Origin of the sequence: Streptomyces sp. BK208, assembly GCF_004364245.1 — a bacterium.
In the GTDB taxonomy this organism is placed as follows: domain Bacteria; phylum Actinomycetota; class Actinomycetes; order Streptomycetales; family Streptomycetaceae; genus Streptomyces.
Window position 1 is genome coordinate 255,927 of the sequence record NZ_SOAV01000012.1, and the last position, 13,160, is coordinate 269,086.

The 13,160-nt window shown below is 70.5% G+C and carries 12 protein-coding genes; 2 read left to right on the forward strand and 10 right to left on the reverse strand.

The features are described 5' to 3' along the window. Nucleotides 1-39: 39 nt before the first annotated feature. Nucleotides 40-666 carry a TetR family transcriptional regulator gene (locus EV562_RS27585; RefSeq protein WP_133889560.1) on the forward strand — a complete coding sequence of 209 codons (627 nt, stop codon included), beginning with the start codon at nt 40-42 and terminating at the stop codon, nt 664-666. Between the two features lie 12 nt (nt 667-678). Here the strand turns inward: EV562_RS27585 and EV562_RS27590 are convergent, their stop codons facing one another. Then, nucleotides 679-1,539 (reverse strand): thioesterase family protein, encoded by an 861-nt coding sequence (locus tag EV562_RS27590; RefSeq protein ID WP_133889561.1) that lies wholly within the window; start codon nt 1,537-1,539, stop codon nt 679-681. 25 nt (nt 1,540-1,564) lie between these two features. Then, nucleotides 1,565-2,308 (reverse strand): TioE family transcriptional regulator, encoded by a 744-nt coding sequence (locus EV562_RS27595; protein ID WP_133889562.1) that lies wholly within the window; start codon nt 2,306-2,308, stop codon nt 1,565-1,567. Between the two features lie 58 nt (nt 2,309-2,366). Here EV562_RS27595 and EV562_RS27600 point away from each other — a divergent pair, with 58 nt between their 5' ends. Further along, complete coding sequence (locus EV562_RS27600) at nt 2,367-3,587, forward strand: erythromycin esterase family protein (protein ID WP_133889563.1); 1,221 nt, start codon at nt 2,367-2,369, stop codon at nt 3,585-3,587. Nucleotides 3,588-3,599: 12 nt separating this feature from the next. Here the strand turns inward: EV562_RS27600 and EV562_RS27605 are convergent, their stop codons facing one another. The 8 genes from EV562_RS27605 to EV562_RS27640 form a co-directional block, all read right to left on the reverse strand. After that, nucleotides 3,600-4,259 carry a trimeric intracellular cation channel family protein gene (locus EV562_RS27605; protein ID WP_133889564.1) on the reverse strand — a complete coding sequence of 220 codons (660 nt, stop codon included), beginning with the start codon at nt 4,257-4,259 and terminating at the stop codon, nt 3,600-3,602. Between the two features lie 77 nt (nt 4,260-4,336). Further along, complete coding sequence (locus EV562_RS27610; protein WP_243860188.1) at nt 4,337-5,884, reverse strand: dipeptide ABC transporter ATP-binding protein; 1,548 nt, start codon at nt 5,882-5,884, stop codon at nt 4,337-4,339. A 23-nt stretch (nt 5,885-5,907) separates the two neighbouring features. Beyond that, the gene (locus tag EV562_RS27615) at nt 5,908-7,005 is read right to left on the reverse strand and encodes an ABC transporter ATP-binding protein (protein WP_133889566.1); all 1,098 of its coding nucleotides are present in this window, start codon (nt 7,003-7,005) and stop codon (nt 5,908-5,910) included. Continuing rightward, a complete protein-coding gene (locus EV562_RS27620) occupies nt 7,002-8,000 on the reverse strand; it encodes an ABC transporter permease (protein WP_133889567.1) in 999 nt (332 codons plus the stop codon). The genes EV562_RS27615 and EV562_RS27620 overlap by 4 nt, the downstream gene beginning before the upstream one ends. A 108-nt stretch (nt 8,001-8,108) precedes the next feature. Then, on the reverse strand, nt 8,109-9,911 hold the full coding sequence (locus EV562_RS27625; protein ID WP_133889568.1) for an ABC transporter substrate-binding protein: 1,803 nt from the start codon (nt 9,909-9,911) through the stop codon (nt 8,109-8,111). Nucleotides 9,912-9,981: 70 nt separating this feature from the next. After that, nucleotides 9,982-10,989: an ABC transporter permease gene (locus EV562_RS27630; protein ID WP_133889569.1), complete on the reverse strand. Its 1,008-nt coding sequence runs from the start codon at nt 10,987-10,989 to the stop codon at nt 9,982-9,984. 338 nt (nt 10,990-11,327) lie between these two features. Further along, nucleotides 11,328-12,125, reverse strand: a complete 798-nt coding sequence (locus EV562_RS27635) for an enhanced serine sensitivity protein SseB C-terminal domain-containing protein (protein WP_133889570.1) — start codon at nt 12,123-12,125, stop codon at nt 11,328-11,330. A gap of 191 nt (nt 12,126-12,316) precedes the next feature. Continuing rightward, a complete protein-coding gene (locus tag EV562_RS27640; protein WP_133889571.1) occupies nt 12,317-13,084 on the reverse strand; it encodes an enhanced serine sensitivity protein SseB in 768 nt (255 codons plus the stop codon). Between the last annotated feature and the right edge of the window lie 76 nt (nt 13,085-13,160).

The window sequence follows — 13,160 nt, forward strand, 5'->3', positions numbered from 1 at the left end:
GGCTTTCCAATTCCGGAGAACAGTTGTTAACTGCATGGCATGAGTCACACCTCCGGCGTTCGGCAGGCGCAGAAGCAGAAGACCCGGCAGGCACTCCTGGACGCGGCGCTCGGCCTGCTGGAGGAGCAGAGCCTGAGCAGCCTGGGGCTGCGTGAGGTCACCCGCGCCGTGGGGGTCGCGCCGACCGCCTTCTACCGGCACTTCCACTCCACGGCCGATCTCGGCGTGGCCCTGGTCGAGGAGGCGCTGGGCAGCCTGCACCCGATGATCCGGATCACGATGTCACCGGCGGAGGACGACGAGGAGCGCATCGCCCGCGCGGTCGAGTTGATCGCCGGTCACGTGGCCGCGCACCCGGCTCACGTCCGTTTCGTGGCCCGGGAGCGGCACGGCGGAGTGCAGCCGGTGCGCCGGGCCATACGTGAGCAGCTGGCGCGGTTCGCCGAGGAGGTGCAGGCCGAGCTGGCCACGGACGCGTCGGCGGCGGGCTGGAGCGAGACCGACCTGCGCATGCTGGCGAGCCTCTACGTCGACCAGATGCTGATCACGGCGTCCCTCTTCCTGGAGACGCTGGACGCCCCCGAAGACGAACGCCGCCGGGCCGTCGAGACGGCACGGCGGCAACTGCGGCTGATCAGCGTCGGCCGCACGCACTGGCTGGACTGAGACGTCGCCGGTTCAGCCGAGCCGCACCCGGGCCAGCTGACGGGACTGGGCGACCAGGCGGTCGGCGCTGTCCCAGACCTCGGCGTCCTCCTCCAGGAAGCCCCCGGCGAGGTTGCGGGTGGCGACGGAGACCCGCAGCGGGCCCGGCGCCGGACGGCAGCGCACGTGCACGGTCAGCTCGACCGTCGGCACCCAGCCCTTGAGTCCCAGCTCGAAGGCGGTCGGCGGCAGCGCGTCCACCGCGAGGAGCAGCGAGAGCGGGTCGGCGTCGCGGCCGTCGGCGAGCCCGAACCAGGCCCGCATCTCGCCCCGGCCCGAGGGCTGTCCCAGCGCCCAGCCCAGGGTGGCGGGGTCCAGCTTGAGCTTGAGGCGGTCGGTGATGGCCGAGCTGCCCTCGACGGGGGCGGGACCGTCCTCCGGACCGAAGCACTGGTCCGGCGGCGGGATGGCGGGCGGCTTCGCCGAGGTGCGGACGTCGTCCGGCAGGGCGTCGAGGTCCCCGTAGGAGGCGAGGACGCGGATGCGCTCGACCTCGCGGCCCTCGTCGTCGTACTGGAAGAGGGAAGCCTGGCCGGTGGAGAGGGTGCGTCCGGTGCGGACGGTCTCGGTGCGCACGACCGCCGGGCCCGGCCGGGAGGCGGTGAGGTAGTGCGCCGAGACGGTGAAGGGGTCGGGGTGCGGGAGCGCGTCGCCGAGGGCCCGGCCCAGGACGGCCAGCAGATAGCCGCCGTTGACGGCGTTGATGATGGTCCAGCCGGCCGACAGGTCGATGTCGTAGACCCCGGGGGCGCGCCGGGTGACGGCGGTGTCCCGGTCGAACTCGCTGTCGCCGATGGTGGCCCGTGTGGCCGCTGCGGAGGCTGCTTCTGGCATGACAGCACGGTACAACAGGAAACTACTAAGCGGTAGCTTTTCTCTGTCGTTCCCGCGCGCTGAGATACGCCTCCAGTTCCGCCGCCCCGGCCACCATCGCCCGGCCCCGGGCGGTCACCCGCTCCTGCCACTCGCGCAGGGCGGTCTCCAGCGGCTCCACTCCCCCGGCCGACCGCACCTGGGCGATGACGGACGCGATCCGCTCCAGTGGATATCCGCCCCGCCGCAACTGGTGCGCGAGGCGGGCGTCCCGTACGTCGGCGGCGTCGTAGCGGCGGTATCCGGTGACCGGGTCGCGGCGTGGGCGCACCAGTCCGGCCCGCTCCCACGCGCGCAGGGTCGCGGGCCGGATGCCCAGCTCCGCCGCGAGGGATCCGATGAAGCCGCCCGCCGTACCCGGCACGTCCCCGGCGGCCTCGGGCACCAGGTCCCGCAGCGCGCCCTCCACGGCCTCCAGCGTCCGCCGGTCGTCGAGCAGCCGGGCGTGGCTCTCGTCGATCAACCGGAGCCCCTCGTCCACCGCGTCCTCGTTCACGGCCCGCATCACCGAGCCCGCCGTCCGGTGGCCGTGGCCCGCCAGCAGGGCGAGGAAAGCGTCCAGGGCCCGGGCGTGCAGCGCGGTGTAGACGCGGTAGCCGTGGGCCGTTCGCTCGGCGGCCGGGAGGATGCCGGCCGCCTCGTAGTTCCTGACGGCCTGCGCCGACAGACCGTGCGCGCGCGCCAGGTCCACCGGCCTGAGTTTCCTCGCGCTTTGAGGGTTGGCGGCCATGATCCCCCTGTTCTCAAGACGAAGTCTCAACCGGTAGTTCAACGATACCGTTGAAGCCATGGCCGAACGCACCGAGACCACAGCCGACATCGCCGACATCGCCCGTCCCCTGGACGCGGCCGCCGTCATGCGGCTGTTCCCCGCCCCGCCCCGGCTGCTCGCGCTGGGCGAGCCCACGCACGGCGAGGACGCCCTGCTCGACGTCCGCAACGCCCTCTTCCGGCAACTCGTCGAGCGGCACGGCTACCGGACGATCGCGATCGAGAGCGACTGCCTGAGAGGGCTGGTCGTGGACGACTACGTCACCTGGGGCACCGGGACCCTCGACGAGGTCGTGGAACGGGGATTCAGTCACCCCTGGGGACCGAGCGCCCCCAACCGGGAGCTGGTGCGCTGGATGCGCGCGTACAACGAGGACCGGCCCGTGGAGCAGCGGATCCGCTTCGCCGGTTTCGACGGCCCGCTGGAGATCACCGGCGCCGAGAGCCCCCGGCAGGCCCTCACCGCCCTGCACGGCTGCCTCGCTGCCTGGCTGGACCCCGGCCTGCTCCCCTGCACGGCGGGGACACTGGACCGCCTGCTCGGCACCGACGACCGGTGGACCGAGCCCGAGGCGATGATGGACCCGGGGCGGTCGGTGGGACGGTCGGCCGGGGCCAGGGAGTTGCGGACGCTCGCCGAAGACCTCGTGTCGCTGCTGGACGAGCAGACACCGCACCTGCTCGCGGCCTCCTCCCGGGACGAGTGGGAGCGGGCCCGCCTGCACGCCCGTACCGCCACCGGCCTGCTGACGTACCACCACGCGATGGCCGACGACTCCCCGGCCCGCATGACCAGGATGCTCGGCGCGCGGGACCGGATGATGGCCGGCAACCTCCTCGCGCTCGCCGAACGGGGGCCGGCCTTCGTCCACGCCCACAACTCCCACCTCCAGCGCGAGAAGAGCTCGATGCGGATGTGGCAGGGCCCGCTGGAATGGTGGAGCGCAGGGGCCCTCGTCGGCGCCCGGCTCGGCGGGGAGTACGGCTTCGTGGCCACGGCCCTGGGCACGATCCGGCACCAGGGCGTGGACACCCCGCCGCCGGACACCGTCGAGGGGCTCCTGTACGCGCTCCCCGACGACCCCTGCGTCGTCGAGCCCGCGCGACTGGCGGACGCCCTCGGCGATCCGCGGCCCGCGCCCCGGGTCTCCTCCTGGTTCGGCTACGCCCCGCTCGACCCCGGTCACCTGGACACGGTCGACGGTGTCGTCTTCGTCAAGGACATGCCGCACCCCTGACGGATGCCGGGGTCAGTCCCCCTCGACCACCGTCGACCTGCGGTTCCAGGCGCGGGGCGCCCGCCAGTGGTAGCGCATGGCGAGCAGCCGCAGGACGAAGGCGGTGACGACCGCCAGACCGCTGGTGAGCGGGGTGAGCGCCTCGTAGCGGATGCACAGGGCGACCATCGCGGAACCGACGATCGCCGGGACGGCGTACAGGTCGCGGTCCCAGCGCAGCAGTGAGGGCACCTCGTTGGCGAGCACGTCGCGCAGCACGCCGCCGCCCACCGCGGTGGTCAGTCCCAGGCAGGCGGAGGCGGTCAGGCCGAGACCGTAGTCGTACGCCTTGGTGGTGCCGGCGACGCAGAACAGGCCGAGCCCGGCCGCGTCGAAGATGTTCACGCCGGTCTGGAGGCGCTCCACGTGGGGGTGGAGGAAGAACACCAGCAGTGTCGCGAGCAGCGGGGTGAGGAAGTACCCGAGGTCGGTGAAGGCGGCGGGCGGCACCGCGCCGATCACCAGGTCCCGGAACAGTCCGCCGCCCAGCGCGGTGACCTCGGCGAGGACGGCGATGCCGAAGACGTCGAAGTTCTTGCGTACGGCCAGCAGCGCGCCGGAGATGGCGAACACGAAGATGCCGACCAGGTCGAGCGTGTGCTGGACGGTGGGACTGAAGAGTTGCTCGTACACCCTTCCATTCTTACCTGCCAGTGAGCCCCCGCCTTGCAAACGAAGGCGGGGGCTCACGGGCAGTCGGGTGAGTGCGGTCACTTCTCCTTGGCGGGAGGCTCCTCGTCACCGTTCTCGGCGCCGGCGGCACCCTCGGCGGCGGGCTCGGCACCTTCGGCGGCGGGTTCGGCACCCTCGGCGGCGGACTCGGTCCGCCCGGCGGTGGGCGCCGCCTTCTCGGCAGCCGGCTCAGCCCCCTCGACAGCGGGCTCGGTGCCCCCGGGGGCAGACGCCGCCTTCTCACCGGTCGGCTCAGCCTTCCCCGCGGTGGGCTCCGCCTTCCCGCCGGTCGGCTCAGCCTTCCCCGCGGTGGGCTCCGCCTTCTCGCCGGTCGGCGCCGCCTCCCCAGCAGGCGCCGCCTTCTCGGCAGCCGGCGCCGGCTTCCCGGCGGCGGGCTCGTCGGTGTCGTCCGACGCGGTGGACGCCGAGGCCTCGACCTCCGCCGCCACCGCCGCCGAGGTCGCCGCGGACTCGGCCAGCGCCTGATCCGACACCAGCTCCGCCGCCTCCTTCGCGGCGGTGAGTAGGACGACGTCCTGCGGGGCCTGGTCCGCGAAGTTCTCGGGGTGGTGGCAGGCCACCTGCTGGCCCGGCCGCAGCTCCTTGAGCGGCGGCTCGGTGGTCGTGCAGATCTGCGTCGCCTTCCAGCACCGGGTGTGGAAGCGGCAGCCACTGGGCGGCGCGATCGGCGAGGGCACGTCGCCCTTGAGCAGGATGCGCTCGCTCTTGGCCGACTTGCGGGCCGGGTCCGGGATCGGGACGGCCGACATCAGCGCCTTGGTGTACGGGTGCATCGGCGACTTGTAGAGCAGGTCCCGGTCGGCCAGCTCCATGATCTTGCCGAGGTACATCACCGCGATGCGGTCCGAGACGTGCCGCACGACGGACAGGTCGTGCGCGATGATCACGTACGTCAGACCCAGCTCGGTCTGGAGGTCGTCGAGCAGGTTGACGACCTGGGCCTGGATGGACACGTCGAGCGCGGAGACCGGCTCGTCGGCCACGACCAGCTTCGGGTTGAGCGCGAGCGCGCGGGCGATGCCGATGCGCTGGCGCTGGCCGCCGGAGAACTCGTGCGGGTAGCGGTTGTAGTGCTCGGGGTTGAGGCCGACCACCGACAGCAGCCGCTGCACCTCCTTCTTGACCCCGCCCTCGGGCACGACGCCCTGGAGCTTGAAGGGGGCGCTGACGATCGTGCCGATGGTGTGGCGCGGGTTCAGCGAGGAGTACGGGTCCTGGAAGATCATCTGCACGTCGCGGCGCAGCGGACGCATGCCGCCGACCCCGAGGTGGGTGATGTCCTTGCCCTGGAACTCGACCTTGCCCGCGGTCGGCTCCAGCAGCCGGGTGATCAGCCGGCCCATGGTCGACTTGCCGCAGCCGGACTCGCCCACGACGCCCAGCGTCTCGCCGGAGCGGACCTCGAAGTCGATGCCGTCGACGGCGCGGACCGCGCCGACCTGGCGCTGCAGCAGGCCCTTCCTGATCGGGAAGTGCTTCTGCAGCCCGGTCACCTTGAGCAGGGTCTCGCCGGGGGCGGCGTCCTTGGTCAGGGTGGCACCGCTGGTCTGTGCGGGGATGGTCACCGCTTTGTCCTCTGCCTGGTCGCTCACAGCTTCGGCGCAATCTCTTCGGTCCAGATACGCTCCCGCTGCTCCTGCGACATGTGGCAGGCGGCCCAGTGCTGGCTGCCGACCTCGGACAGCTCGGGGCGGACCGTGCGGGTGACGTCGTCCTTGGGCACGTCGGCGTACGGGCAGCGCGGGTTGAAGGCGCAGCCGGACGGGAGGTTGATGAGGGAGGGCGGCGATCCCTTGACCGGGATGAGGCGTTCCTGCTGGTCGCGGTCGAGCCGCGGCATCGAGCCGAGCAGACCCCAGGTGTAGGGGTGCCGGGGCTCGTAGAACACCTTCTCCGCCGGACCGCGCTCGACGCACCGGCCGCCGTACATCACCAGGAGGTCGTCGGCCAGCTCGGCGACGACGCCCAGGTCGTGGGTGATGATGATGACCGCGGAGCCGAACTCCTTCTGCAGGTCCCGGATGAGGTCGAGGATCTGCGCCTGGACGGTCACGTCCAGGGCGGTGGTCGGCTCGTCCGCGATGAGCAGCTCGGGGTTGTTGACCAGCGACATCGCGATCATCGCGCGCTGGCGCATACCGCCGGAGAACTCGTGCGGGTAGCTGTCCACCCGCTTGTCGGGCTGCGGGATGCCGACCCGGTCGAGCATCTCCACCGCGCGGCGCTTGGCGGTCTTCTTGTCCACCTTGTGGTGGATGCGGTACGCCTCCACGATCTGCTGGCCGATCGTGTAGTACGGGTGCAGCGCCGACAGCGGATCCTGGAAGATCATCGCCATCTCGCGGCCGCGCAGCTTGCGCACGTGGTCGGGGTCGGCGGACAGCAGCTCGGTGCCGTCCAGCCAGATCTCGCCGGATATCTGCGCCTTGCGCTTGCCGTACTGGCCGGCGGTGTGCAGGCCCATGATGCCGAGCGAGGTCACCGACTTGCCGGAGCCGGACTCGCCCACGATGCCGAGGGTCTTGCCCTTCTCCAGCTGGAAGGAGAGCCCGTCGACGGACTTGACCAGGCCGTCGTCGGTCGGGAAGTGGACCTTGAGGTCGCGTACTTCCAGGAAGGCGGTCGGCGCGGGCGAGGCGCCGGTGGGCTCGCCCACCGCTGCCCCGCTCTTGCTCAGTTCGGTCATGAGAGCCTCACTCGGGGGTCGATCACGGCGTACAGGACGTCCACCACGAGGTTGGCGATCAGCACCGCGAGAGAAGTGATCAGGACGACGCCCAGGATGAAGGGCAGGTCGTGGTTCTTGATCGCGTCCAGCACCTTCTGGCCGAGGCCGGGGAGGCTGAACGTGGTCTCGGTCAGGACCGCGCCGCCCATCAGGGCGCCCAGGTCCATGCCGAGCATGGTGAGCAGGGGGGTCAGGGTCGAGCGCATCGCGTGCTTGCTGATGACGACCTGTTCCTTGAGGCCCTTGGCCCGTGCGGTGCGGATGTAGTCCTCGCCGAGGATCTCCAGCATGGTGGCGCGGGTGATCCGGGCGTACATCGCGGCGTACAGGAAGGCCAGCGTGATCCAGGGCAGGATCATGCCGCCGAACCAGCCGCTGAAGCTGTCCTCGAGCGGTACGAACTCACCGTCGATCCAGCCCAGTCCGTAGGAGAAGATCGCCAGGCTGAGCAGACCGGTGAAGTAGATGGGGAGCGAGACACCCGCCAGGGCGACGACCATCGCGCCGCGGTCCCACAGCGTGCCGCGCTTGAGGGCGGACAGCACACCGGCGGCCACACCGAAGATCAGCCACAGCACGGCTGCGCCGAGCGCGAGAGCCAGGGTCACCGGGAAACGCTCGGTCAGGACCGGCCAGACCGACTGCTCGGTCTTGAAGGAGTAGCCGAAGCAGGGCGCGGCGCAGTGGGTCACGTCGCCGCCGGCCGCGTAGGTGCGGCCCGCGAAGATGCCCTTGAAGAACTCCCAGGCCTGCACGAGGACCGGGTCGCCCAGACCCAGCTTCTCCCGCACACCCTCGACGGCGGCGGGGTCCGCCTGCTTGCCGACGAAGTTCAGGGCGATGTCGACCCCTGCCCACTTGGGGACGAGGAAGAAGATGCAGAAGACCACCAGGACGATGACCACGAGCATCACTGCGGCGGCGAACAGCCGCCTGATGAGGTAAGCGAGCACGGGTTGCGGCCCGCTGCGCCCCGCGGGCCGCCGGAGATTGTCCGACGGCCCACGGTCACGCCGCGCCGGCCTTCACCTGCCTTTCGTGCCGTACGGCGGGTGTACCGGTTACTTCTTGGGGTTCTTCAGGCCGAGGTTGACGAAGTCGTACATACCGCTGTACGCGTCGGTGGTGTAGACGTTCGCCACGTTGCTGGAACGCCAGTTGATGAACTTCTCGAAGACGAAGGGCAGGTAGTACGCGCCCTCCATCACCTTGTGGTTGATCTCCGAGGCGATCTTCGTCTTGCCGGAGTCGTCCAGCTCGGTGAGGTAGTCCGCGAAGAGACCGTCGATCTTCTTGTCGTCGATCATCGCGAAGTTGTTGTTACCGCTGTCGAGGATGTAGTCGCTGTGCCACAGCGGCAGACCGTAGCCCTGCACGGACGGGAAGTCCGGGCCCCAGCCCATGATGATGATGCCGTAGCCCTTCTTCTGCACGTTCGAGGGGCTGCCGATGACGCTGGCGTACTGCGAGCCGTCGTACTGGTCGATCTCGACGTCGACGCCGATCTTCTTCAGCGAGGCCTGGAGGGACTCGGCGGTGGCGACCTCGACCGGCTTGTTGTTGCGGACCGCGACGGTGGTCTTGAAGCCGTTCGGCTTGCCGCAGGCCTTCAGCTCTTCCTTGGCCTTCTCGACGTTGCCCTTCTTGTTGGCACCGGCCATCTCGTACGGGTCGTACTTCTGGCCCTCGGAGCCCGGAACGGCGGGCGGCAGCATGTTGGTGCCGATGTCACCGCCGGCCACCGGGCCGCCGCGCGCGGTCTGCAGGGAGACGTGGTCGGCCCCGTAGAGCACGGCCTTGCGGCAGTGCAGGTTGTCGAAGGGCTTCACGTTCTGCGGGAACGTGGCGTACCGGATGTAACCCGAGACCGGGTTGTCCAGGTTCGCCTTGTGCTCCTTCAGCGCCGTGGTGCGACCCTGCGGGGACAGACCGGTCTGGGCCAGGTCGATGTCGTAGTCGCCGGCGATCAGGCGGGCGTCCAGGTCGTTGGCGTTGGTGAAGAACTTGATCGTGATCTTGTCCGGGTACGCCTTGCGGACCGGGTCCGAGCTCTGCTTCCACTCGGCGTTGCGGACCAGGGTCAGGTCCTTGCCGGGGTTGTAGGACTCGAACTTGTACGGGCCCGAGGAGAACGGGTGCAGGCCGTACTTGGACTTGGTGTCCTTGTCCTGGCGGACCGGGGAGGCCGAGGTCAGCGCGAGCATCTCCTCGAAGTCCGAGTTGGCCGCGGGCAGGTGGAAGACGATCGTCTTGTCGTCCGGCGTCTCGATCGCCTTCAGACCGAGCTTGTCCTTGGACTTGTCCTTGTACGGGCCCTGGTACTCGTCCTTGGGGTCGAGCACCTCCTTGAGGTACGTCGGGCCGCCGGACAGCACGTCCTGCGCCCAGACGCGCTCGATGCCGTACTTGACGTCCTTGGAGGTGATCGGCTTGCCGTCCTCCCAGGTGACGCCGTCACGCAGGGTGTACGTGTAGGTCTTGCCGTCGTCCGAGACCTTGGCGACGTCGGAGGCGAGGTCGGGGGTGACCTCCGCACCGGTCTTGCCCGGCTCCGTCTTGTTCGTGACGAGCTGGCGGCTGTAGTAGCGGGAGAAGTTCCACATGAAGCCGTAGTAGCCGCGCGTGGTGTCCCACGAGTCGGCGTCCTGCGAGCTGGCGAACTTCAGCGTGCCGCCCTTCTTGGCCTCGGAGGCCTGGGCGACCTTGTTGTTGGCCGCGTCGAAGCCGGCCGCGCCGTTCTTCGAACCGCTGCCGCCGTCGTCGTCGCCGCCGCCGCCGCACGCCGCCGTGGTCAGCAGCGCGGCGACCACTGCGGCAGCGGCCAAAGCCTGCTTGCGCCGCCCTGAGGTGCGTTGGGTAGTCACGATCTCGGATCCTCCGGATTAGATGAGAGACCCCGTGCAGGTGCCACGGGTCGCCTTGCGGTACGGCGGGTCAGCGGGAGCCCTTCGGGTCCAACGCGTCGCGCACGCCGTCACCGAAGAGGTTGAAGGCAAGAACGGTGATGAAGATCGCCACACCGGGGACCACCATGTACATGGGGTCCGACTTGTAGTAGTCGATCGCGCTCGAGAGCATCTGCCCCCAGGACGACGTGGGCGGCTTGACGCCCACGCCGAGGAAGCTGAGCGCCGCCTCGGTGAGGATGTTGGTGGGGATCATCATCGTCGTGTAGACGATGATCGGCGCCACCAGGTTGGGCAGCAGTTCCTTGAACAGGATGTAGAACCGTCCGGCCCCCAGCGACCGGGCCGCCTCGACGTACTCCCGTTCCCGCATGGAAAGGGTCTGTCCGCGGACCACTCGGCCGATGTAGGGCCAGCCGAAGAAGCCGATGACCACGATCATCATGAGCAGGCGGACGCCCGTGCCGCTCAGTCCCAGCATGGAGTCGGGCAGGACGGAGACCAGCGCGATGATGAACAGGAGCTGGGGGAAGGCCAGCAGGCCGTCCATGACGCGGCTGATGAGGGAGTCGACCCAGCCGCCGAAGAAGCCGGCCAGGACACCGAGGACGGTGCCGATGATCACGGCGACCATCGCGGACAGGAAGCCGACGAGCAGCGAGATCCGGGCGCCGTGGACGATGCGGGCGAAGATGTCACGGCCGTTGACCGGCTCCACGCCCAGCCAGTGGTCGCCGCTGATGCCGCCCATGGAGCCCGTGGGGGTGCCGAACAGCGGGTCGATCATGTCCTCGTTGTACGCGTTGGGCTCCTGCCCGTACAGGGAGGTGATCACGGGCGCCAGCACGGCGATCACGATGAGCACCAGCACCACGATGCCGCCCGCGAGCGCCAGCTTGTCCCTCTTCAGGCGCTCCCAGGCGATCCGGCCCAGTGAGCGCCCTTGTACCGACTTGGCCTCGGCGCCGGCGACCGCCGCTTCCTCTGCCGCACTCGGGGCCGCTTCCGCGGTCGGCTCGTGCAATGGTGCCGTCATCTGGCAGGGACCCCTCTCAACCGGCGGTAGCCGGCCCGCACTTGCCGCTGTAGCGGCGTGATCAGTCCGTCGTACAAAGAGGCGAGCATCCACCCCTTGTTGCGGGAGTCTTCAACGCTTTGGCGATCTGTAGCCAGTGCTGACGGGGAATGGATGCGCAAACGTGATGCTGTTCGAGGTGTTCCGTTATCCGGACAGTGGGTAACGGGGGCCGGACGCGGGCGAGTTGGGACATCGGGGACAAGGGGGCGCTTTGCGTCGTCATCTACGCGCGAAGATGCCCTCCGCTGCCCCCGCCCCGGGGCCCTGCCCGGCGAGCGGGCCGACGGTTTCGACCGTCAGTGACGGCCGCCGGCCGGAGGGTATCCGTACCCGCCCGCCGGCGCCTGGGCGGGGGCGGCCGCGTGGGCCTCGCGGTCGTAGAACGGACGGGCGTTGGAGCGCAGCCACAGGGCGACCGGGTCGTGGGCGTCGGTCATCGCCACCGTCGACACCGGCAGCCCGTCCGGCACCGCGCCGACGGACTGCTGCATCATCGCGCGCACCGCGTCGACGGCCGGCGGGGAGGTGTCGTACACGTCGAGGCCGATGGCGAGGTACGGCGCGCCCAGCGCCGGCTGCACCCAGGCTCGGCGCAGCGCGCGGACCGCCGGGGTGCGATGGGCGTTCTGCGCGAGCAGGGCGTAGAACTGCGGGATTTCGATGGCCGGTTCGGACAGGCGCAGGGGACCCGCAGGCTGACGGTCCAGTCCCGAGGCGATACGCCGCAGGTCGAGCCAGGGAATGCCGACGCCGCCACCGGGGGCGTGCGGGTTGAGCCACAGGCCGTAGTGGTCCGGGTAGAGGGCGCGGGCCACCTCCAGGCCGTCGACCACCTCGTACGACCGGTTCCAGCCGCTGGCGGACAGCTCCTGGGCGGAGGTCACGCAGGGCGCGTAGCCGTAGCCCTGGACCTCCATCTTCCCGTACTGGGCGTCCGGCGAGCCGGCCTGGCCGTGCCACAGCAGCATCCAGACCTGGCCGGAGGCGGGGGTGGCGAGGGCGCGCAGCAGGGCCTCGTAGGCGTCGTAGCGCCCGGGCGTCACCTGGCGCAGCATGTGCTCGACCTGCCCGGTCGTGGTGCCGCTGGCGCTCACGCGTATCGCCCCTTCGAGAAGTCCCCCGTTGTCGGAACCAGCTTACGGCTCCGCCGGGAGCGGGGGGCTATGCGCTCGGGGCGTGCTGCCGTCCCGGGCGCGGTGGTCCCGGCGCGGCCCGTCGCGCCCACGCGGCGCAGCCGCACACGTCGCGGCACCGCGCCCCTCGGCCGCGTCGTCCTGACCGGCGGTCAGAAGCCCTGGTCGTAGAAGGGCCTGACCGTTTCCCGCATCCAGTCGCAGACCGGGTCCTGGGCCGCCTCCAGGAGGACCAGGTTGACCTGCCACTTCAGCGGGGACTTGGCCAGGGCCCGGCCCAGGGCGTCCAGGGGGAGGGCTCGGGCGTCACCCTCCCAGCGGGAGAGCTCGACGCCTATGTAGAGGACCGGGTCGGCGGTCTCGACGGCGGCCAGGCAGCGGCGCGCGCTGCGGACGACGCCGGTGGCGGCGAACTCGGCGGAGGCCGCGGCCAGGAAGTCCACCGGGTCGTCCTGCCAGTCCGGCTCGAAGAGACGGACCCGGCCACCGGACGCGGGCCCGTCCAGCGAGGTGCGCCCGGCCCGGCACAGCTCGGCCACGGCCGGCGGCGGCAGCGGGATGCCGACGACGCCCTCCGGGTTCACCACGATGCCGACCTGCGGGGGCAGCCCGCGCGCGAACTCCACGGCGGGGGCGACGGTGTACGCCATCTGCGCCCCGGCGACCTGCCGGAACTGCTCCTCGGAGCTGAACACCGGCACGTAGGCCTGACCGTCGATCTCCAGCGAGGGCAGGTCGAGGGGGCCGCTGTGCGGGCCGCCGCCGTTGGGCAGGGGTATCCACAGGAAACTGCGGCCGAGGACCTCCACGATCCGGCCGCCGGCCGTCGGCACGCCGAGGGAGACGGACAGCACCTCTTCCAGCTCGTTGCCGGGCCACCCGCCGTGCGGATGGGGGTGTGCCTGTGCCGGGAAGTCCATCTGCCTACCTACCGCCTGCCTGGTACCGCTGTCCGTGGCTGAAAGGCTAACCCGTCCGGCCCGGGGCCCTCCCGTG